Source organism: Nocardioides sp. Z35_8, from assembly GCF_059621125.1.
Window position 1 is genome coordinate 388,132 of the sequence record NZ_JCAQIE010000001.1, and the last position, 21,714, is coordinate 409,845.

Sequence of the window (21,714 nt, forward strand, 5' to 3'; positions counted from 1 at the left end):
AATCGTCCCCCACGCCGCCCGTCGCTACGATGATGGCTGCTGTCCCTAGAGAGGTCCCTGCAACGCCATGACCAACACCCACGTCGACTACCAGCTGAGTCAGCTGGACCAGCTCGAGGCAGAGTCGATCCACATCTTCCGTGAGGTCGCCGCCGAGTTTGAGAAGCCGGTCCTGATGTTCTCCGGCGGCAAGGACTCGATCGTCATGCTCCGCCTGGCGGAGAAGGCGTTCTTCCCGGCGAAGCTGCCGTTCCCGTTGCTGCAGGTCGACACCGGCCTCGACTTCGAGGAGGTGCTGACCACCCGCGACTCGTGGGTCGAGCGGCTGGGTGCGCGGATGATCGTGGCCACGATCGACGAGGCCATCGCCGCGGGTCACGTGGTCGACGACGGCAAGACCAGCCGCAACCGCATGCAGATCGGCACGCTGCTCGGCGCGATCGAGGAGCACGGCTTCACCGCCGCGTTCGGCGGCGGGCGTCGGGACGAGGAGAAGGCCCGCGCCAAGGAGCGCGTCTACTCCCACCGCGACGACTTCGGCCAGTGGGACCCCAAGATGCAGCGTCCCGAGCTGTGGAGCCTCTACAACGGGCGCATCCACGCCGGTGAGCACATGCGGATCTTCCCGCTGTCCAACTGGACCGAGCTCGACATCTGGCACTACATCCACCGTGAGCAGATCGCGATCCCCTCCATCTACTTCGCCCACGAGCGCGAGGTCGTCGAGCGCGACGGCATGCTGCTCTCCATCGGCCCCGAGATCCAGCCCAAGCGCGGCGAGACGGTCGAGAAGAAGATGGTGCGCTTCCGCACCGTGGGTGACCGCACCCAGACCGGCTGCGTGGAGTCGGTGGCCACCGACACCGCCGCCATCATCGACGAGATCGCCATCGCCCGGGTGACGGAGCGAGGCGCCACGCGAGGCGACGACCGCTTCTCCGAGGCAGCCATGGAAGACCGCAAGAAGGAAGGCTACTTCTGATGGCCAGCACCCCCCAGACCTCCGACGCGCACACCGCCGCCCAGGGCGAGATGGACCTGCTCCGCTTCGCGACCGCCGGCTCGGTCGACGACGGCAAGTCCACCCTCATCGGGCGCCTGCTCCTCGACTCCAAGTCGATCTTCGAGGACCAGCTCGAGGCGGTGGAGTCGACCAGCCAGTCCAAGGGCTACGACTACACCGACCTGGCGCTGCTGACCGACGGGCTGCGCTCCGAGCGCGAGCAGGGCATCACCATCGACGTGGCCTACCGCTACTTCGCCACGCCCGCGCGCAAGTTCATCATCGCCGACACCCCCGGCCACATCCAGTACACCCGCAACATGGTCACCGGCGCCTCGACCGCCGACCTGGGCCTGGTGCTCGTCGATGCCCGCCAGGGCCTGACCGAGCAGTCCCGCCGCCACGCGGTGCTGCTCTCGCTGCTGCGCGTGCCGCACCTCGTGCTGGCGATCAACAAGATGGACCTCGTCGACTGGTCGCAGGAGGTCTACGAGAACATCCACAAGGAGTTCACGAACTTCGCGACCAAGCTCAACATCCCCGACCTCGAGGTCATCCCGATCTCGGCGCTGCAGGGTGACAACGTCGTCAATCGCTCCGAGAACACCCCGTGGTACTCCGGGCCGACGCTGATGCACCACCTCGAGCACGTGCACGTCGCCTCCGACCGCGACCTGGTCGACACCCGCTTCCCGGTGCAGTACGTCATCCGCCCCAAGTCCGACGCCTACCACGACTTCCGCGGCTACGCCGGCCAGGTCGCCGGTGGCGTGCTCAAGAAGGGCGACGAGATCGTCGTGCTGCCCAGCGGCATGACCTCGACCATCTCCAAGGTCGAGCTCTTCGACACCGAGATCGCCGAGGCGTTCCCGCCCATGTCGGTGACCATCCACCTCGACGACGATGTCGACGTCTCGCGCGGCGACATGATCGCCCGGCCCAAGAACGCGCCCAAGCCCAGCCAGGACATCGACGCGATGATCTGCTGGATGACCAACGAGCCCCTGCGCCCGCGCCAGAAGCTCGCCATCAAGCACACCACCCGCACGGGCCGTGCGATGGTCAAGGACATCCAGTACCGCCTCGACGTCAACTCCCTGCACCGCGACCAGGAGGCCGGCGAGCTCGGGCTCAACGAGATCGGCCGCGTCCAGCTGCGCACCACCGTGCCGCTGCTGTGCGACCCCTACTCGAAGAACCGCACCACGGGCTCGTTCATCCTCATCGACGAGGCCACCGGGGTCACCGTCGGCGCCGGCATGATCAACAGCGCTAGTTGACGTCGCCGAGCACACTGAGGGCGCTCGATCAGGACGGTAGTGCCCACGCGGCGCCTGGTCCGCTTCGAAGTATGGGTCCGATGCTCTTAACCATCTGAACGCTCACGAGAGCGGTGCGCACAGGAGTGTCAATCAGTGAGGCACGTTTCGGGCTTCTTCCTCGCAACGCTCATCGGCAGCCTAGCGCCCCTTCTGTGCACCGTAGCAATCGCGCACGTACACGGCAGCGGTGCGTTCCTGGCTCTGTCTATCGGCCAAGCGCTGGGCGGCTTCGTAGCCATCATCAGTACTTGGGGCTGGGACGTGGCGGGACCACAACGAGTGGCATCAATGCCATCGGACCAAGCAGCCCTGCAGCTTCGTAGCAGTCTGCGCACACGGGGCGCGGTCCTGTTCGTGACCTGGGCACCAGCGAGCATCGCTGCCTTCCTGATAACTGCCGGCGACCATTCGCTTCTTGCTAGCATCAATGTATTAGCTGTCGCCACGCAAGGAATTGGCCCGAGCTGGTGGTGCAGTGGGCGCAGGATCCCGTCGTCGCTCATTCGTTTCGACTCGATCCCAAGGGCATCGGCGGCGATTGCCTCGTGCGTTTTCGTTCTGGTTGGAGCGCCGGCGGTGGTCTATCCCCTCCTGATCCTCACAGCGGTCGCGTGTGCCTACCCGGTATTCTATCGACGCGAGTTGCGTCAATTGCCGATCTCGATCCCAAACCGGAGACTCTCGACAGAACTGCGATCGAATGCACGAGGGGTCGGTATCGCTCTGCTCAACTCGCTGTACTCGACGGCACTGCTTCCCCTTATCCACGTTATTGCCCCCGCCAGCTCCCTCGGGTTCGCGGCATCACAGCGACTGGTGAACTACGCCAACCTGGCGACCATCTCGATGGCCAACGCTTTCATGGGCGCTGGCAGCGCGCAGAGATACCGACGGTCTGTCAAGTACATGCTTGCGCTGTCTGTCCTGTTCGCCATCATCCTCGCGCTGATAGCACCCGCCTTGAGTCAGGTACTATTCAACTACCGGCTGAGTTCTGCCCTGACTGGACCGTTGATTGCGACCATCTACCTCGGCATCGCGATCAACACATGCATCGGCAGACTCTGGCTAATCCCCCTCGGTCACCAGTCACGTGTACTCGTGGGCACTATCGCGAGCGCGGCGATTGGACTCCCCAGTTGCTGGGTTCTTGTGCTTTCGTTGGGTAGCGACGGAGCGCTACTTGGCATGGTCGCAGCCGAGCTCACTTTCGCTTTCGTATGCCTCTCCGCGGCGCCCCTATCGAGACGATCGAAGTGAGAGTGATGGCGTCCGAGCGTGACACCCACCGCAGGAATTTGCCGACCCAAGGCAATAGTGATGCGGTAGCGTGTCGCCTCGCCCGGCTCAAGTTCTGCTCTCACGACCTTCGGAGCAGTCGGTGGTAGCCTTACGGTCATCTAGCAGGCAGGTGAAGGTAGGGCGCGTGAGTGCTGACGCAAGACCTGTTGGACCCCTCATTCTCATCGCGAATGCGGGGCTTTCTGCGACATTGATCGCTGTCCCTCAGTCGCATCCTATGGTGAGCGCACTGTGGATCGTGACCGCAGTTTTGTCCGTCTCAACTCACTTGGGGCTGACCAAACTATACGACCCCCGCGTGATGTGCTTCGTTCTCGGGGTGCTCCCGTCCGCATTGGGACTATTCGCCGTACCGTACTCCTCATATTCGCCGCACGACAGGGCCGCTTCTCTGATGTGGCTCTCGCTTGGCATCTTCATGATCCTTGTATGCCTATCCGGCAAGGTATGTCAGTTCGACACATCGTTATGGCACGCACGACGGGTGCAAACGATGAATTGGCTGGGAGTCGTCTCGACAGCGGCTGCAGTTTCTGCAGCTGTGCTCTTTTTCTCGCGAAGAGGTGTGCCCCTTCTTCTGTTCAACGCAGAGCAAGCGCGAGTGCAAGCGAGCAGCGGAGCTGGCGCGATGCTGGCAGTCGTCCATATTGGCGCCTCGATTGCCGTCGGGGCAACAGTTGCGTCTGGCATCACTCGCACGACAAGTACGCGGCGCGCCAAACTTCTTCTCATTGTCGCTTGCGTGCTGGTCGTCGGCCTGACAGCCTCTCGCGCGGCACTGCTTAAAGCGATTCTGGTTGCCGTCGGAGCGGGCCTGCTGACCAGGTCATGGAAGTTGCCGTATCTGCGCTTGGCGGTTGGGGGCGTGGTGGCGGTCCTGGGGGCTTGGCTACTCGGCACGCTCAGATACGCTGGGGGCGACGCGTCCTTTTTCGAGCTCGCTGTCCAGAGGCTCGCGGCCGACCCGTACTCAGGGGGCGTCGTGCTTGACTTGCCACCCGACAGTCGACTGGCTGGACTCCACCTCTTCAGCACCGCCCTTGCGACATATCTCCCAGGACCCCAGCCACTTATCGGAGATATCCTGAAATCCAATGCTGGACTCGATTTCTCGGGAGGCGCGATTGCTGTTCCGTTGGCGGCCGAAGGATTCCTGTTCGCGGGTACGGTAGGCGTCGTCATGCTCTCCTGCCTAGTCGCCTTTGTCGCAGTTGCGGCGGCCAAGATGCTTCCAGACTCTCCGATCGGGGCGCTCTTTGCGCTAGTTTTTGGAACGACTTGGGCCGGCGTATTCGGCGCGGGTGTTGCCACCACGGTCGCTACCTACTTGATTCCTGCCTTGGTACTGTTCGCTCTCCTGTACGCACTCAGCAGCGTGCTACCCGTCCGCGCGGGCGTTGCTGATGGCATCTCTCACAGCAGAAGGGCGACAAGGTGACACCCTCTGATGGGCTAGTAGGACCCAGCAATCCAACCAGTTCCGTTATTGCGAGCATTGTCGTATATAGGCCTGACATCGCATTGCTGACCGCGACGCTCGAGAGTCTCACTGCGCAACGCATAGACGGATTGATGATCGTGCGGAATTGCGCCACCCTGACCCCCGAGCAGGCACTTGAACTCGTCCCCGAACAACTGCGTGGAGGATGCTTGGTGCTGGGAACGGGCTCGAACCTGGGTTTCGCTGGCGGGCACAACCTGGCCTTGAAGGCGGGTTTTGAATCAGGAGCGACGCATGTAGTGATTCTGAACCCCGACGTTACGTTGGCCACTGGAGCCCTCACCGATCTCGCAGACTTCTCATCCGCGCTGGGCGACCACCACCTTGTTTCGGGAGTGCTGCAGCTTGGAAGCCGCGAACAAGCCACGCACCAGCCGGTCATTGACAGCGCCGGCATACGTTGGACGCCCGACGCGAGGCATCTCGATCTATTCCAGAACGAAGACCTCGAACTACTCGGACGACTCCCCAACCATTATCGAGTGGATGCGATAACAGGCGCGCTGCTCGTAGCCCCGAAGTCCGCGTGGCTGCGACTCACCGCTGCCACCGGTGAGTTCTTCGACGAGCGCTTTGTCGCGTATCGCGAGGATGCAGAGCTTGGGCTGCGGGCACGAATGCTCGGAATCGGTAGTTTTGTTCTCAATCAGGCGGTTGGTGTGCATTACCGAGGGTCGCCTGGGACCGATCGGTCCAACCCGACCACAAACAGACTGAGCGTCCAGAATCGGTTCCTGATACTTGCGCGACACGGGCTCGTCAACCGCCCTGGGTCGATCTCGCGTGCGTTGGTACGTGACGTACTTGTCGTGGGAGCGGTCGTCCTGCGCGAAGGCGGCTCTCGAGGTGGGCTCGTGTCGGCTTGTCGTCAGGCCCCTACCGAGGTGCGAGCGCGGCGGCGTTTGCTCAAAGGGCTACAAGCCGGCTGGTATGGGTGTTCCGACGTGCCAGATTGGCGTCGCCGTGCCCGCATAGTAGCCCGTTCTTCCGTCGAGTCCGGCGCAACCCATTGGGTTGTAGTACCACTGCATAGCGCCGACCTCGAAGCTGTCCGGCTGATCGTCGAGACCCTGCGCCCCGTCGCGCAGGTGGTGCTGGTGGATGACGGTTCGGACGTGCCTATTCCGGAAATCGACGGAGCCGCTTTGCTTCGGCTCGAAGCCAATTCTGGGATCGCTTCCGCACTGAACGTCGGCGTGGCCTTCGCGCTCGAGCATGGGGCTGAGGTGATCACCACTCTGGACCAAGACTCTCGGCTCGACGCTGATTCGTTGGCAGCCCTTGGCGGCCACCTGGACTCCGGCCAGTTTGATCTGGTGGGTCCAGGAACCTTGCCCGGCATCGATTACACGAGCGACGGTAACGGTGCCGTCACCGAGATTCTGCAGAGCGGCATGACCCTGAAGTCGGCGACGATCAACGCCCTGGGGTTCTTTGATGAGTCGCTGTTCATTGATGGCGTCGACACTGAGTACTGCCTTCGGGCACGACGGTTCGGCCTCGAAGTTGGCGTATGCCGCGACGTCAAGATGGGGCATGTGCTCGGAGGGGGACCATCGGAGCCGGTGTTCAGGTTAGGGAACTTTGCTCCCTTAGCAACATCCCATGGGGCATTCCGCCGGTATTACATGAACAGGAACCGCTTCCTCCTAGCTCGTCGCTACGGCCGGAACGAGCCGCGGTGGCTTCTACGAACTCTCAGGCAGACCATCGTTGCCAACATTCTCGCCGTGACGATCGAGACGCACCGTCGAGACAAGGCTGCTGCCTCGCTAGCGGGATTGCGCGATGGTCTGCTCGGCGGTTTTGGCCCCAGGCCGGCCACCGGGCGAGAGTGGGAATCGAAGAGGCGATCGACCGGTTCGACGGACCGAGAGGGTCAACGAGCCGGCGCAGCTCAGGACGGCTAATCACTGTGAAGGTTGGGTGCGGACGGATCGATGACGAGTGCCAGGACGCAGGCCGCTGCCTCGTCGTGATCCCCTGGCGACTGGGCCGATCTGAACCGGGACTTGCGCGGGACCAGTTGACAACCGTGGGCGTGCCGGCGACGGTCGCTCGGCCTACCGCTCGACACCCACTGGATCGCGCGGAACACGGCGGCGTTTGTCGACGACAGGACTCTTCGCCGAGCACTATCACCCGGAGACTCGTGGCCGACCTTCCATCTGCTTGAGCTCTGGCTCGGTGCACTTCGAGGCACGCCACCGCCGCCCTCTCGCAAGCGGCCCGTCGCCGCGGACATGGGTTCATCCAACGCTGGAGCAGCCGCGCTGCTACGCGATGACCAAGCCGAACACCTCAAGCGGCCAGTCACCTCACCTGCCGGCGACTTGGACCAGCAGCGCCTCGTACGACGAGGCGACGTCATCCCACCGATATGCGGTCAGCGCGCGATCACGGCCCGCAGCCCCACGGATGCGACACCTGGTGGCGTCATGATCGTCCGCCTTGATGGCAACCGAAACGTCCTCAACTGACCCGAAGAAACGTGCATGACCCGCCGTTACCTCGGTGTTGAAGTCCACGTCGTAGGCCGTCACGGGCGCACCGCACCCCATAGCCCGCAGGAGCGACGGGTTCGTGCCGCCCACCGAGTGCCCATGAAGGTAGCTGCGGCAGTTGGCGTAGAGCTGGTTGAGCAGGTCTTGATCCCAGAGACCTCCGAGGAATCGCACGTCCGCCGGCCCTGCGACCTCCTTGACTCGGGACATGTACTCGTCCCCGTACGGAGCCGTGCCCACGACCACCAGAGGGAGCTCCGAGCCGGATCCCGCGTAACCCTCGACGATCACGTCGACGTGGTTCTCAGGCTCCATCCGCGCAACCACCAAGTGGTACTGCCCGGGCGCGAGATCGAGCTCGCTCAGCCTGTCCGCCCCGGGGTCGATGATCGGCGCCCCGTAGGCGATGAGGTGGCTCTCTCGGTCGTACTCGGCTTTGAGGTAGTCCGCAATTCCCTGCGCGTCCGCGATGAGCGCGAGACCCGAGCGGGCGGCCACACGCTCGGCCCGCTTGTAGTACTTGGCACCGAGGCCGGCCCACTTGGCCCGCTTCCACTCCAGACCATCCATGTGGACCGCGGTCGGGATGCCGGCGGCCTTCAGCCACCCGATGAACGGAGCATTGCCCGCGTTGAAGAGGATGGCTGCATCGGGTCGCTGCTTGATCGCGTGAAGGACAGACAGGCCGGTGTGACTCAAGGTCTCGAGCGAGCGCCTCTTCACGGCGGGGAGGTGGACGAGCTCCATGCCCAGGTGCGTCTTCATCGAGGTGTCGGCGTTACGGCAGTAGACCGTCACCCGGTGCCCCCGCTCGACCAAGCGACGTCCGACCTCCTCCACGGCGGTCTCGAATCCGCCGTACGCCGCGGGTACGCCGCGCGTGCCGATCATCGCGACGTGCAGCGTCCTGGAATCGGACCCCGCCGTCGCTTCGAAGGATTCGGTGTCGAACGTGGTCATCAGTAGGCCCCTTGTCCCCGAGTGACGGCGCGCACGGTGCGCAGCATGATCATGAGATCGCCGGTGATGGACCAGTTGTCCACGTAGGCGAGGTCGAGGCGCTGGGCCTCGTCGAACGAGAGGTCGCTCCGGCCGGACACCTGCCAGAGCCCGGTCATGCCCGGTCGTACGTACATCCGACGGCCCATCTGGACCGAGTACTGCTCCACCTCGGCAGCGAGAGACGGACGCGGGCCGACCAGACTCATCTCGCCTCGCAGCACGTCGAGCAGCTGCGGGAGCTCGTCGATCGAGTAGCGGCGGATGAACCGTCCGACGCGGGTCATCCGCGGGTCGTGCCGCATCTTGAACAGCACGGCGTCGGACTCGTTGAGAGCGCGCAGACCTTCCAGACGCTGCTCGGCGTCGACCGCCATCGAACGGAACTTGGTCATCCGGAACAGGGCGCGGTGGCGACCAACCCGCTCCTGGCGGTAGAAGACCGGTCCCGACGAGTCGAGCTTGATGGCGATCGCGGTGAGGAGAAGGACGGGTGCCAGCAGCAGAAGGATCGTGGCGGCACCGACGAAGTCGAAAGCGCGCTTGAAGAATCGGTCCGCGCCGGCGTACTGCGGCTCGCGCAGGTGAAGCATCGGCATGCCCGAGACGTCGTTGAGGTGCAGCCGGGCGGAGGACACGTCGAGCACGTTGGGGGAGATCATCAGCTCGACCCCGGTGCCCTCAAGCTGCCAGCTGAGGCTGCGCAACGAGTCGTGACCGAGGTGCTCGGTATCAGTGACCACCACCGCTCCGGCCTCCGAGACGGCGAGAGCCTCGGCGAAGTCGAGACTGGCCGACATCAGCGGGATGTGTCCGACGAAACCTTCCAGGCTTGCGATCGGACCGTCTACGTCCGGGACCCAGACGCCGCCCACCGCATATCCGGCAGTGGGGTGCTGGTCGAACCACCGGGTGAGCTGCGCGGCAGACCGCGTGCCGCCGACGACGAGGACCTTCGTTGTCGCACCCCCGCGGCTACGCGCGCGGTGCAACCCCACGCGAGCAAGCTTGCGCTCGAGCAGCAGGCCGACAAGTCCCAGTGGGAACGCGGTGGCCAGGTAGATGCGCGACGCCTCGATCTGCAGCGCCAGGGAGAGCATCGCCATCACCGCGAACACCCGGAAGGTCGCCACGATCACGCGCCGGTACTCCTCCGGCCCGTGCCCGACAACGAGCGAGCTCCGCGACTGGTGGATCTGGAGCGACGCCCACCAGACGACCGCCAGGACCAGCCCGAGCGCAGGGTAGGTCGCGCCCAGACCTCCCACCTCAGGCGCAGCCGAGGGGCCGAAGCGGACCACCTGGGCGATGCCGAGTGCGACCGCCAGGACGAACAGATCGCCGAGGAGCAGGGCCCGCGCGTGGCGCCGACGCCACTCGGCGGCTCCGTCAGCCTCACGGGAGACGGTTGGGATCGAGCGATGCAACGCCTTCGGCGGAGGCAGGGAAGCATCGGGCGCGCGACTCACTACGGACATGCATCCCCCGCGGATGGCTAGAACAACACACCGAGACAAGCCCCCGGATAAAGCGTCAGCCAAACCCTGACTGACGGTCGCAACGTTAAGCGGCGATGAGCCGTGCTCGTGCAAAGTTGAACGAAGATGGGACCTTGGTAGGGCGAGCTGTGGCTCACTTGTTGATGAGTCCCATCCTTATGGACGGGGCCAGCGCCCGCGTACAGGTGGGCTCGACGTCGGCACGGGCCGCCTGGTCGGGTCCGCAGGCCCGGACGGACCCGCCGGCCCGGGCGGCGAACGTGTTTTGCCAGAATTCAACAACTCCCCTCCCCCAACCCGCACAATGTTCGAATGGACGCACGTCAAGCCGAACTGCTCGCCGGGGCCGACGCTCACGAACTGGGGCTTCGCCTCCGCTCGATCCGCCTCGCCAAGGGCATGACCCAGGGCGAGGTGGTCGGCGACACGATGTCGGTTGCCTACCTCTCCCGCCTCGAGACCGGCGCGCGCAAGCCGACGGTGAAGGCGCTGACCTCGCTCGCCGGCCGGCTCGACGTGTCGATCGACTCGCTGCTCGCCGTGGAGCCGGGGCGCGATCCTGACGAGGTCCGGCTGGCGCTGGACTATGCCGAGCTCGCCCTCGAGTCCGGCGAACCGGCCGAAGCCGCCCAGCACCTCGACGCAGCCTTGAGCCGCGTCGACGACGTGCCCGGGAGCGGCATGCGCGAACGCGCCAGGCTCCTCCACGCCCGCTCGTTGGAGGCCGGCGGACGCGAGGACGACGCCATCATCGAGCTCGAGACTCTCCTCGAGGACGACACCGTCAGCGGCGTCAGCCGCATCAAGGCGGGCATCGCCCTCAGCCGCATCCACCGGGAGACCGGCGACCTCGGCCGCGCGATCTCCTGCGGGGAGGACGTGCTCGCGCAGCTGCGCGCCGCCGGACTCGCCGCGAGCGACGAGGCCGTCCAGCTCACCGTCACGGTGGCGGCGGCCTACTTCGAGCGCGGCGACACGGCCCACGCCGTCCGACTCTGCGCCAAGGCGATCACGCAGGCCGAGACCCTCGACTCGCCACGCGCCCGTGCGTCCGCCTACTGGAACGCCAGCGTGATGCAGGCCAACCGGGGCGACATCACCGCGGCCGTCCCGCTCGCCGAGCGCGCCCTCGCCCTGCTGGGAGAAGGCCAGGACGCCCGCAACCTGGCTCGTCTGCGCGCCGAGGTCGGGCGCCTCCAGCTCGAGCTGGAGCCTCCCGCGGTGGACGACGCGCGCAACAACCTGCAGCAGGCGGTGTCCGAGATGGAGTGGAGCAGCGCCACCCCGATGGACAAGGCCTGGACCCTGCTCGGATTGGCTCGCGCGGCGTTCCTCACCGACGACCACGACGAGTGCCGCCGCCTGTTGTCCGACGTGCACGCGACGTCGGACGGCCAGTCACCGCTGGCCGAGGCCGAGGCGCTCGCCCTGGAAGGCCGGATCAGTGCAGCGCGCGCCGACACCGACGAGGCAGCGCGCCTCTACCAAGCGGCGGTCCTCAAGCTGTCGAGCATCGGCGCGGACAACAGCGCGGCCCAGCTGTGGTTCGACCTGGCCGCCCTGCTGGAGGGCGTCGGCCTGGTCGAGGCCGCGACGGACGCCTATCGTCGCGCCGCGGCCTCGACCGGTCTCAGGACTCGTACGACCGCACCTGCGCTCACGCGCGAATCCGCGTCGTAAGAGCGAGTCTCAGCAGCACCAGATGTTGCGCTGCATCTCCACGTCACGAGGCGCGGCGGTGGCGGGAGCCGCCATGCCGGCGATGCTGACGAGGGCGGTGGCGGCGACGGCGAGGCGAGCGAAGGTCTTCATGGGTGGCTCCTTGTGGGGTGTGGGCTGACCGAGCGGCACCGCGAAGACGGACGCTCGCGGCGATTGTGTCAAAACCGCGGCGCGGGCGCCCCCTCTCTGGCAAGATCTGGCAAGACACACTTGGCAAACCCCCCGCCGAGATGTCGCCCGACGGCGTCCCCCGCGTCGTCGGTTCGAGAGAAGGTGCGCTTCCCCCCGAGGCGCCTGGTCCCCCGCGCCCCACACGCGGGGGGCCGTTCTCGTTCCGCGTCGCAGGCACGACGCCCCCGCGTGATGGCGGGGGTTCAGCGCGGCAGCAGCGCGCAGACGCTGGTGCCCTCGCCGGGCGTGCTCTCCAGCGAGACCACTCCGCCGTGCGCCTCGACGATGCTGCGGACGATGGTGAGACCGAGCCCCGTGCCGGGCACGTGCAGGCGACCGGCGTTGGTGCCGCGGTAGAACCGGTCGAAGACCGCCTCCACCTCGTCGGCGTCGATGCCGATGCCCTCGTCGGTGACCGTCAGCACCGTGTGCTCCCCGCGGACGCCGAGGTCGACGGTCACGACACCGCCCGGGCGGCTGTAGGAGACGGCGTTGTCGAGCAGGTTGTCGAAGACCTGGCGCATGCGCATTCCGTCGACGAGCGCCGGCAGCGTCTCCGGCACCCGGCACTCGACCCGCACGCCCACGCCGTCGGCGTGCAACGACGCCGCGTCGACCGCCTCGGCCAGCAGCAGCGCCAGGTCGACACGGTAGGGGTCGACGAGCGGCGAGCCCGCCGAGACGCGCGTGGTGAAGAGCAGGTCGGCGACCAGGTGCGAGAGCCGGAGCATGTTGCGCCGCGCGGCGCTCACCTGCTCGCGGCCCTCGGGCGTGACATCGGTCGAGTCGTCGAGCAGCTCGAGGTAGGCCAGCGCCGCCGTGAGCGGGGTGCGCAGCTCGTGGGAGATCGCGGAGACGAACTGGTCCTTGACGCCCATCGCCCGGACCTGGTCGGTGACGTCGTGGTAGGCCAGCACGGCGCCCGCGGGGGACCCGGAGCGGTCGAGCACCCGGCGGGCCGAGACCGACAGGGCTCGCCGCGTGTGCGGGTCGTGGCCGACCCAGAGGCGCAGGTCGTCGAACTCCTCGCCGCGAGCGGCGCGCGCCGACGGGACCTCGTGGGCGGCCAGGGGCTGCTCGTCGATGCCGAAGGCGAGGCCGGTCTGGCCGGCGACGCCGTGGTGGCCGCCGGGGAAGGCGAGATCGACGAACTCCCGCAGCCGCGTGTTGGTGAGGAGGTAGCGCCCGTCGGCGTCGATCTGCAGCAGCCCCACCGCGACGCCCTCGAAGACCGCCTGGGCGGTGCGCCGGTCGGCGTCGGCGGCCGCCTCGGCGGCGTCGAGGCGCTCGGCGAAGGCATGACGCTCGCTGAGGTCGGCCACCTGCGCGATGAAGTGGACCGGTGCGCCGTAGGCGTCGCGCAGGAGGGCGACGGACAGGTCGCCGACCAGGATGCTGCCGTCGGCGCGGACGTAGCGCTTGGTGATGCGGTAGGAGCTGATCTTGCCGGCGAGCGCCTCCCCGAACAGGCGGAGGTCGACCGCGAGGTCGTCGGGGTGGGTGAGCTCGTGGAACGTCATGGTCGCGAGCACGTCGGCGTCGTGGCCGAGCATGTCGCAGAGTGCGCCGTTGGCGGTCGTGAAGCAGCCGGCCGGCGACACGATCGCCATGCCCACCGGCGAGTGCTCCATGGTGAGTCGCCAGAGCTCGTCGGTCGCGAGCACGGGTGTCGGGCCAGGGGTCGTCTCAGCGACCATCCCCACACCTCCCCCTTGACGACACAGCCCGTGTGCGACGTACGACCCGAGATCCCAACGTAAGGCCGAGGCGACCGGCCCGTCCGGGGTCGAGACGAACCGTGGCGAAAATGAGGGGAACGCTCCGTGCTCGGGGCACGGAGCGTCCTCCGGTGGTCTGGACCACTGGTGCGATCAGGCGCTGACGAGCACCTGGACCTCGGCGACCGAGCCGGTCGCGGCCACCACGCGGGTGTCGACGGGCTCGGCCTTGGGCGCCAGCGTCCGCAGGGTCCACTCGCCGTCGCCGGCGAAGAAGCGGAAGTGCCCGGTGGCCGAGGTGGGCACCTCGGCGGTGAACTCGCCGCTGCGGTCGAGCAGGCGCACGTAGGCGTTGGCGACCGGCTCGTCACCGCTGCGCAGCACCTGCCCCTGGATGACGGCCTCCTTGGCGACGTTGACCCCGTCGAGGGAGAGCCCGCCCTGCTTCGCTCCGCACATGTCAGGCCTCCCCGGGCTCGTCGCCGAGGGCGACCGGCACGCCGACCAGCGAGCCGTACTCGGTCCACGACCCGTCGTAGTTCTTGACGTTCTTGCGCCCGAGCAGCTCGGTCAGCACGAACCACGTCAGGGAGGAGCGCTCGCCGATGCGGCACAGGGCGATGGTGTCCTTGTCGGCGTCGAAGCCGACCTCGTCGTAGAGCGCGGCGAGCTCCTCGTCGGACTTGAACGTGCCGTCGTCGTTGGCGTTCTTGCTCCACGGCACGTTGACCGAGGTCGGGATGTGACCGGCGCGCTGCGCCTGCTCCTGGGGCAGGTGGGCCGGGGCGAGCAGCCGGCCGGCGTACTCGTCGGGGCTGCGCACGTCGACGAGGTTCTGCGTGCCGATCGCGGCGACGACCTCGTCGCGGAAGGCACGGATCGAGGTGTCCTGCTCGGTGGCGGTGTAGGTCGTCGCGGCGCGGGTGGGGAGGTCGTCGGTCAGCTCGCGGGAGTCGAGCTCCCACTTCTTGCGGCCGCCGTCGAGGAGCTTGACGTCCTGGTGGCCGTAGAGCTTGAAGTACCAGTAGGCGTAGGCGGCGAACCAGTTGTTGTTGCCGCCGTAGAGCACGACGGTGTCGTCGTTGGAGACGCCCCGCTCGGACAGCAGCGCCTCGAACTGCTCCTTGTTGACGAAGTCACGGCGGACCTGGTCCTGGAGGTCGGTGGTCCAGTCGAGCTTGATGGCGCCCCGGATGTGGCCCTTGTCGTAGGCGGTGGTGTCCTCGTCGACCTCGATGAGGACGACGCCGTCGGTGTCGAGGTTGTCCTCGACCCACTGGGCGGTGACGAGCGAGTTCTCGCGGCTCATGGGTGATGTGCTCCTTGGGTGTGTGCGGCGGTGAAGATGTGGGTGAAGATGTGGGTGGAGATCAGACGGTGGCGATGAAGCGGCGGACGAGCAGGTAGACCTCGCATCCCAGGCAGAAGGCGAAGGCGGCGTTGAGCAGGGCGGCCACCAGGGCGAGCCCCACGGCGGCCTGGGCGAGGACGGTGGCGCCGGCCGCGAAGCCGACCAGTCCGACGAGCGCGAACGCGAGGCCTACGGCCTGGGCGAAGCGCGGCGGCTCGGGGGCCTCCCACTCGGCGGGCGGGGCCAGGCGCGGTCGCACGAGCCGGCGGAACAGCCATGCGTACGGCGTGGCCTGCACGCCGCGCACGGCGCCCACGGCGAACAGCGCCGCCTGCACGGCGAGCAGCGCGACGGCGTACGGCGTGGGGAGCAGCAGGACGCTCGCCAGGACGACGGCGGTCACGGCGGCGGCGAGCTGCGGGCCGCGTGGGTCGATCAGCCCGTCAGGGCGGGCGGACCCCGCCGGACGGGGCGTCGCAGTGGTGCTGGTCATGTCTCTCCTGTGGTCGGTCGGCGCGGCGGGGCCGGGCGCGCTGGGACGGGGCCCGGCACGCGGGTCCCACCGACCGAGCACGGTCCAGCGACGACGGCTGGACGACAGGACTCAGAGAGGCGGCGGGACCGCTACGACATTCGACACAGCGCCGAGTGCACGCGGCAGTGGTCCACTGCGCGGCGCTTGGTGAGCATGGTCGAGGACATGACGACGACACTAGGCCGTCCGACGCTGTGGGCTCCGCTTCGTCTCACCATGTGACCCACGCATCCATATCCTGAGATCAGACCCGGGCCAGGGCGGTCAGCACCTGGTCGCGCGTGGGCGCACCGCTCGCCCGGACGACCTCCGCGCCCGACGCGTCGAGCACCACGGTGGTCGGCGTGCGCAGGATCCCGAGGGCGCGGGTCGCCTCGAGGTGGTGCTCGGCGTCGACCTCCACGTGGGCGACGCCGTCGACCAGGCCGCTCACCTCGTCGAGCACCCGGCGGGTCGCGCGGCACGGCGCGCAGAAGGCGCTGGAGAACTGCAGCAACGTCGCGCGCTCCCCCAGCTCGCGGCCCACCGCGGTGACCACCTCGGCGCCGGCGAACGCCTCCGTCGGGGCGGCTGCACCCGCGGCTGCACCGGCGGCTCCCTCGGCGGCCTGTCCCTCGTCGGTCCGTCCCTCGGCGGGGGAGGTGGGACGCGCGGCGCGGGTCTCGCGGAACCGGCCGTCCATGGCCAGGCGCCACAGGCCGACCCCGAGCGCCAGCACGACGGCGGCGACGACGATCCCGGCTCCGGTGCTCACCTCCGCCCAACGACGCCACTCGCCGGATTTGTTCCGGGCCCGGAGACGGGGCGAGGCCCCGGGACGGATCCCGGGGCCTCGCTCGTGGTGCGGGTGCTGCAGGTGCTGCGTCGGATCAGCGCTTGATCTTGTACTTCTTCTGGATGTCGCCGGAGCCGACCTTGCCCTTGCCCTTCACGGTGAAGACGAGCTTGTGCTTGCCCTTGCCGAGCGGCTTCTTGAAGGTGACGACACCCTTGCCCTTCTTGATCTTGGCCTTGCCGAGCTTCTTGAGCTTGTCGTCGCCGTTCTTCTTGACGCCGACGATCTTGAAGACGGTGACCGTGGCCTTGACCTTCTTGGCCTTGAGGGGCTTGACCTTGAGGGTGATCGCCGCGGACTTCTTGGTGACCTTCGCCTTGACCTTCGGCTTGTAGCCGACCTTGGCGGTCGCCTTGGTGATCGCCTGACCCTGGGTGAACCCGGCGTCGTTGGTCACGCGGCCGGTGATCTTGTCGCCCAGGTGCTTCTTGGTGATCTTGAGCGACGGACCGGTCGCGACCACGGTGCCCTTGACCAGCCACTCGTAGGTGAACTGGGTGCCGGCCATCGCCGTCCACACGCCCTTGTCCATGCGGATGGTCTTGCCGACCCACGCGTCGCCCGTGACGCTCGGGCGCTCGACGGCCTTGACGTCCTTGGCGAGCGCGGCCGAGATGCCGGTGAGCACCTCGCCCGGCTTGACCGTGATGGTCTTCGCCTCTCCGGCGACAGCGTCGTTCCACCACTCGGGGACGTGACGCGCGCCGCCGAACTGGACGGTGTAGTCGCCCGGCCAGAGGTTGCGGGTCTCGTAGGCGCCGTTGGCCTGGAACTCGGCGTAGGAGCTGGCGTAGTTGTCGTCGGCGTCGACGAACGCGACCCAGGGCTCCTCCGGCGCGCCACCGGCCTCGCTGGTGACGGCGCCAGCGACGCCGCCGGCGACCGGCTGCACGAAGTCGATGACCTGCGGCGCGGCCGTCACCGCTGCGGCGGTGTCGTAGCCGAACTTCTGACCGGTCCAGATGGTGCGGCGAGCGAAGTCGTTCCGCTCGCGGGCCGCCTCGCCCTCGACGACGATCTTGAACTCGGTCTCGCCGCCGACGCGGTCGAGCGTGGTGAACGCGTAGCCGCCGGCGCGGTTGGAGATCGTCCGCGCGACGATCTTGCGGTCACGCGGGTCGGCCGGGGTGTCGTACGCGAGGACGTTGTAGCCCACGCCGAGCCCGCCGACCTGGTCGCGGACGGTGCCGCTGATGTCCACCCCGGTGGGAGCGGGCTTGGACTTCGCCGCGAGGGCGGCGTCGATGCCCGCGGCCGCCTGGCCGGGGGCGATGTTCACGACCGCCGGGGAGCCGACCGGGTCGCCGTACTCGTCGACGGCGACGTTGTTGTAGTACTCGCCGGCGAACTCGTCGATCGGGTCGGAGAACTCCACCACGTGGGCACCGGTCTGGACGCCCTCGATGGTGTAGACGCCGTTGGCGTCGGTGTAGTCGCAGTAGTCCTCGGTGCAGGCGAGCGCCCGGTGGAGCGGAGCTCCGGCCTCACTGGTGACACGGCCCGAGATCGAGCCGCCGGGGGCCAGGGTGATGGTCCCGAGCACGGCGCCCGGGGCGACGGCGTCGGCCGAGGCGAGGTCGGACTTGTCGGAGTAGTACTCGGTGGCCAGCGCCTTGCCGGTCACCGAGTCGTAGCCCGAGAAGCGCAGCTTGACGGCCTCGTCCGCCCCGATGCGGAAGGCACCGGACGAGTCGGTCAGGTCGCCGGCGAGGAACATGCCGTCATCGGCCGCGTAGGCCTCGACCCGCGCGTTGCGCACGGCGCGGCCGTCGGTCGTCGCGACCGTGCCGGTGACCGTCGCGGCGGAGTCGATGGTCCACGCCGGGAGCACCTGGGCGGCGCCCGCGACCGTGACGAAGTCGGCGCTCGCCAGGTCGGCCTTGTCCCGGTAGTACTCGCTCCGGTACTCGTCGGTGCCGGAGGAGGGGTAGAACTGGAGCTTGTAGAGGCCGTCCTCGAGGTTGAGGTCGAAGGCACCACCCTGGGTGCTGACCCCCGGAAGGAAGTCGTACTCGGACGACTCGACCGTGCCGTCTCCGTCCTGGTCGGAGTAGTGGTAGATCGAGATGAAGCCGTCGACGTAGTTGCCTGCGGCGTCGATCGTGCTGCCGCTGATCGTGACGGCCGCGTGGGCAGGCGTCGCCAGCCCGATCGCGAGGCCCGCGCACGCCGTCGCGGCGGCGGTGCCACCGGCGAGAAGGCGCGCGAAAGCTCCCCCTTGTGTGCTTCTCATTGAGTTGTGTCCCCCTTGGACATCAGTCGGCACATCCGTGCCCGAAGCGCAGGCCATCCCCCGTGGACGCCTGTCGAGGGAAGTTCTATCGCAAAATCGCCGCGCGCACTCAGCCTCCGGCAAAAGGAGGCAGCATCTCGACCACTGTGCCCGGGCGTACGACGACCGTGTCGGGGTCCTGCGAACGGACCGGCTGGTCGCCCACCAGCACCGAGCAGACCCCCACCGTGCGCGCCATCTGCTCGCCCGGGTGCAGCTCCAGCACGCGGGCCACCACCTCGGCCAGGGTCAGCTCGCCGGTGGTCGCCAGCACGTCCTCCGCCGTGCCCGCCGCCGCGCGGGCGCCCGCCCAGTAGCGCACGGTCACGGTCGTCTCACCACGTCGCTGCAGATCCGTCGAGGGGCCCATGCGGGCTATCCTTCCTCATCCCCGGCTGTGGCTCCGGCTGCCGCCGGACCGATCCGCCGGCGCCCGAGGAGGTCCGCGATGAGCGCACTGCTGCTGCTCACGAGCGCGCTGCAGCCCTCCGCCGAGGTGCTCCCGGGGCTCGCGCTCCTGGCCCACTCGGTGCGCATCGTGCCGGCGCAGGGCAGCGCCCTCCTCGACGCCCCGGAGGCCGACCTCGTGCTCGTCGACGGCCGCCAGGACCTCGCCGCCGCGCGCGACCTGTGCCGGCTGATCCGCACCACCGGCTCCGACGCGCCCGTGCTGCTCGTCGTCACCGAGGGCGGGCTCGCCGTCGTCGCCCACGACTGGGGCATGGACGACGTCGTGCTGCACACCTGCGGTCCCGCCGAGCTCGACGCGCGCATCCGGCTCGCGATCGGCCGCGCCAGCGCCGCCACGCCCGACGACCCGGCCGCCCACGTGATCCGGCGCGGCGAGGTCGTCGTCGACGACGCCACCTACACCGCGCGCATCGGCGGGCGCTCCCTCGACCTGACCTACAAGGAGTTCGAGCTCCTCAAGTACCTCGCCCAGCACCCCGGCCGAGTCTTCAGCCGCGAGCAGCTGCTGCAGGAGGTCTGGGGCTACGACTACTTCGGCGGCACCCGCACCGTCGACGTCCACGTGCGCCGGCTGCGTGCCAAGCTCGGCACCGAGCACGAGCACCACATCGGCACCGTCCGCAACGTCGGCTACCGCTTCGTCGTCCCGAGCCGCGACGCGGTCGCGACGGAGACCTCGGCCAGCTCGTCCTGAGCCCCCACTAGGGTCGTCGGCATGGACGCCACCGCCTCGCTGGTCGACGACATCGCCCGGGCGGCCGCGGCCGCCGACGGCGCCGACCCGCTCGACGAGGCGACACGGATCGCCCTCGCCGACGGCGAGGTCTCGCTGATCGCCGAGGACGACGCCTTCGCGCTCCTGCACGCCGGCGACCTCTCGCTGGTGGTCCGGCCGGCGGCCCGCCGCCGCGGGCTCGGCGCCGCGCTGCTCACCCGCGCCGAGTCGTCGTACGACGGCCCGCTGACGGCGTGGTCGCACGGCAACCACCCCGCCGCCGCCCGGCTCGCCGCGCGCCACGGGTGGGAGCGGGTGCGTGACCTGTGGGTGATGCGCCGGCCGACGGCCGACCCGCTCCCGCCGCTGTCCCTGCCTGACGGGGTGCAGATCCGGTCCTATCGCGACGGCGACGCCGACGACGTCGTCGCGGTCAACGCCGCCGCCTTCGCCGAGCACCCCGAGCAGGGGGCGATGGACGCCGCCAACCTCGCCCGCCGGATGGCCGAGCCGTGGTTCGACCCGGCCGGGCTCCTCGTCGCCGAGGACGCGTCGGGAGTCCTCGGCTTCCACTGGACCAAGCAGCACGACGCGCGCCTCGGCGAGGTCTACGTCGTCGGGGTCGCGCCCGCCGCGCAGGGGCGTGGGCTCGGCCGGGCGCTCACGCTGGCCGGGCTGCACCACCTCGCCGGCGCCGGGGTCGACGAGGTGCTGCTCTACGTCGAGTCCGACAACGCCCCCGCCGTCGCCCTCTACTCCCGCCTCGGGTTCGGGCACGCCGAGGCCGACACCCACGTGCAGTACCGCCGCGGCTGACCGGCCTCCGCCGGGGATGCCCGACCCTCAGCGGAGAGGGCGGACGTGCAGGCCGACCTCGGGGTCGACGACGACCTCCTGGGTGGCCGGCATCTCGTCGACCGTCAGGGTCGCGTCGACCGGGACGTTGCGCTTGACCAGGGCGAGCGCGATCGGGCCGAGCTCGTGGTGGCGGGCGCTCGAGCCGACGAAGCCGATGTCGCGGCCGTCGTACGACACCGCGGACCCGGCGGGGGGCAGCCGGTTCTCCGAGCCGTCGAGGTGGAGCAGCACCAGCCGGCGGGGCGGGCGGCCGAGGGTGTGCACCCGCGCGACGGTCTCCTGGCCGCGGTAGCAGCCCTTGTCGAGGTGCACCGCCGAGCCGATCCAGCCGACCTCGTTGGGGATGGTGCGGTGGTCGGTGTCGAGCCCGAGCCGCGGCTCGCCGCGCTCGATGCACAGCGCCTCGAAGGCCCAGAGCCCACAGGCGGGCCCGGCCGCCTCGGCGTACGCCTCGAGCCGGTCGCGGGGCACGAGGTCGTAGCGGCCACCCGGTCGTGACGGGCCGTCCGCCGGACGCCACATCACGGCGAGGTCGTCGACGAGCGAGACCTCGACGCGGGTCATGAACTTCATCCGCTCGAGCCACTCGACCAGGGCCGGGCCCGCGCCCGGCTCGGTGTGGGCGACGAACGCCTCCCCGTCGTCGACGCCGGTGAAGGCGTGCTCGACGTGGCCCTGCGGGCTCAGCACCAGTGCCTGCGTCCAGACCCCCGGTGCCAGGCCCTCGAAGAACTGGGTGGTCAGGCTGTGCAGCCACGACAGGCGGTCGGGACCGGCGATGCGTACGACGTCGTGGTGCGACAGGTCCACGAAGCCGTCGCCGCGCGCCAAGCTGCGCTGCTCGGTGTTGAAGGAGCCGTAGTGGGCCGCCACGGGGGCGTCGATCCCGTCGCCGGCGACGGCTCCGGGCAGGGAGAGGAGCGGGGACTGCATGCC

19 protein-coding genes are annotated in these 21,714 nt (G+C 68.4%); 8 read left to right on the plus strand and 11 right to left on the minus strand.

Translation table 11 applies throughout. The features are described 5' to 3' along the window. Window positions 1–67 precede the first annotated feature (67 nt). From cysD to AC54T2_RS01880, 5 genes are all read left to right on the plus strand, one after another. Window positions 68–982, plus strand: a complete 915-nt coding sequence (gene cysD, locus AC54T2_RS01860; protein WP_186339250.1) for a sulfate adenylyltransferase subunit CysD — start codon at window positions 68–70, stop codon at window positions 980–982. Further along, entirely contained in the window at window positions 982–2,283 is a 1,302-nt protein-coding gene (cysN, locus tag AC54T2_RS01865; protein ID WP_186339251.1) for a sulfate adenylyltransferase subunit CysN, read from the plus strand. Before cysD ends, cysN begins: the two co-directional genes overlap by 1 nt. 135 nt (window positions 2,284–2,418) lie before the next feature. After that, a complete protein-coding gene (locus AC54T2_RS01870; protein WP_496665375.1) occupies window positions 2,419–3,585 on the plus strand; it encodes a lipopolysaccharide biosynthesis protein in 1,167 nt (388 codons plus the stop codon). Window positions 3,586–4,369: 784 nt separating this feature from the next. Beyond that, window positions 4,370–5,065: a hypothetical protein gene (locus AC54T2_RS01875; RefSeq protein WP_496665376.1), complete on the plus strand. Its 696-nt coding sequence runs from the start codon at window positions 4,370–4,372 to the stop codon at window positions 5,063–5,065. Between the two features lie 134 nt (window positions 5,066–5,199). Beyond that, window positions 5,200–7,038, plus strand: coding sequence for a glycosyltransferase (locus AC54T2_RS01880; RefSeq protein WP_496665377.1), 1,839 nt, complete (start codon window positions 5,200–5,202; stop codon window positions 7,036–7,038). 408 nt (window positions 7,039–7,446) lie between these two features. Here the strand turns inward: AC54T2_RS01880 and AC54T2_RS01885 are convergent, their stop codons facing one another. Together AC54T2_RS01885 and AC54T2_RS01890 are read right to left on the minus strand one after the other, a co-directional pair. After that, window positions 7,447–8,592, minus strand: a complete 1,146-nt coding sequence (locus tag AC54T2_RS01885) for a DUF1972 domain-containing protein (RefSeq protein ID WP_496665378.1) — start codon at window positions 8,590–8,592, stop codon at window positions 7,447–7,449. Beyond that, complete coding sequence (locus AC54T2_RS01890; RefSeq protein ID WP_496665379.1) at window positions 8,592–10,223, minus strand: sugar transferase; 1,632 nt, start codon at window positions 10,221–10,223, stop codon at window positions 8,592–8,594. The genes AC54T2_RS01885 and AC54T2_RS01890 overlap by 1 nt, the downstream gene beginning before the upstream one ends. A gap of 219 nt (window positions 10,224–10,442) precedes the next feature. On the opposite strand from AC54T2_RS01890, the gene AC54T2_RS01895 reads away from it, so the two are divergent. Next, window positions 10,443–11,810: a helix-turn-helix domain-containing protein gene (locus AC54T2_RS01895; protein WP_496665380.1), complete on the plus strand. Its 1,368-nt coding sequence runs from the start codon at window positions 10,443–10,445 to the stop codon at window positions 11,808–11,810. A gap of 9 nt (window positions 11,811–11,819) precedes the next feature. Here AC54T2_RS01895 and AC54T2_RS01900 read toward each other — a convergent pair whose 3' ends face one another. From AC54T2_RS01900 to AC54T2_RS01935, 8 genes are all read right to left on the minus strand, one after another. Beyond that, window positions 11,820–11,942: a hypothetical protein gene (locus tag AC54T2_RS01900; RefSeq protein ID WP_260988495.1), complete on the minus strand. Its 123-nt coding sequence runs from the start codon at window positions 11,940–11,942 to the stop codon at window positions 11,820–11,822. Between the two features lie 284 nt (window positions 11,943–12,226). Then, complete coding sequence (locus tag AC54T2_RS01905) at window positions 12,227–13,720, minus strand: sensor histidine kinase (RefSeq protein WP_496665381.1); 1,494 nt, start codon at window positions 13,718–13,720, stop codon at window positions 12,227–12,229. Between the two features lie 174 nt (window positions 13,721–13,894). Further along, entirely contained in the window at window positions 13,895–14,200 is a 306-nt protein-coding gene (locus tag AC54T2_RS01910; protein WP_186339261.1) for a DUF1416 domain-containing protein, read from the minus strand. Window position 14,201: 1 nt separating this feature from the next. Beyond that, on the minus strand, window positions 14,202–15,050 hold the full coding sequence (locus AC54T2_RS01915) for a sulfurtransferase (RefSeq protein WP_186339262.1): 849 nt from the start codon (window positions 15,048–15,050) through the stop codon (window positions 14,202–14,204). A 61-nt stretch (window positions 15,051–15,111) separates the two neighbouring features. After that, window positions 15,112–15,585 (minus strand): DUF4395 domain-containing protein, encoded by a 474-nt coding sequence (locus AC54T2_RS01920; RefSeq protein ID WP_496665382.1) that lies wholly within the window; start codon window positions 15,583–15,585, stop codon window positions 15,112–15,114. Between the two features lie 286 nt (window positions 15,586–15,871). After that, entirely contained in the window at window positions 15,872–16,381 is a 510-nt protein-coding gene (locus tag AC54T2_RS01925; protein ID WP_496665383.1) for a thioredoxin family protein, read from the minus strand. A gap of 115 nt (window positions 16,382–16,496) precedes the next feature. After that, a complete protein-coding gene (locus AC54T2_RS01930; protein WP_496665384.1) occupies window positions 16,497–18,695 on the minus strand; it encodes a carboxypeptidase-like regulatory domain-containing protein in 2,199 nt (732 codons plus the stop codon). A gap of 109 nt (window positions 18,696–18,804) precedes the next feature. Then, window positions 18,805–19,104 carry a MoaD/ThiS family protein gene (locus AC54T2_RS01935; protein ID WP_186339265.1) on the minus strand — a complete coding sequence of 100 codons (300 nt, stop codon included), beginning with the start codon at window positions 19,102–19,104 and terminating at the stop codon, window positions 18,805–18,807. A gap of 78 nt (window positions 19,105–19,182) precedes the next feature. Here AC54T2_RS01935 and AC54T2_RS01940 point away from each other — a divergent pair, with 78 nt between their 5' ends. Beyond that, window positions 19,183–19,899: a response regulator transcription factor gene (locus tag AC54T2_RS01940; protein ID WP_186339266.1), complete on the plus strand. Its 717-nt coding sequence runs from the start codon at window positions 19,183–19,185 to the stop codon at window positions 19,897–19,899. 21 nt (window positions 19,900–19,920) lie between these two features. Continuing rightward, window positions 19,921–20,736: a mycothiol synthase gene (gene mshD, locus AC54T2_RS01945; protein WP_186339267.1), complete on the plus strand. Its 816-nt coding sequence runs from the start codon at window positions 19,921–19,923 to the stop codon at window positions 20,734–20,736. Window positions 20,737–20,763: 27 nt separating this feature from the next. On the opposite strand, the gene ygfZ is transcribed toward mshD, so the two are convergent. Further along, window positions 20,764–21,711 (minus strand): CAF17-like 4Fe-4S cluster assembly/insertion protein YgfZ, encoded by a 948-nt coding sequence (gene ygfZ / locus AC54T2_RS01950; protein WP_496665385.1) that lies wholly within the window; start codon window positions 21,709–21,711, stop codon window positions 20,764–20,766. Window positions 21,712–21,714: the final 3 nt, after the last annotated feature.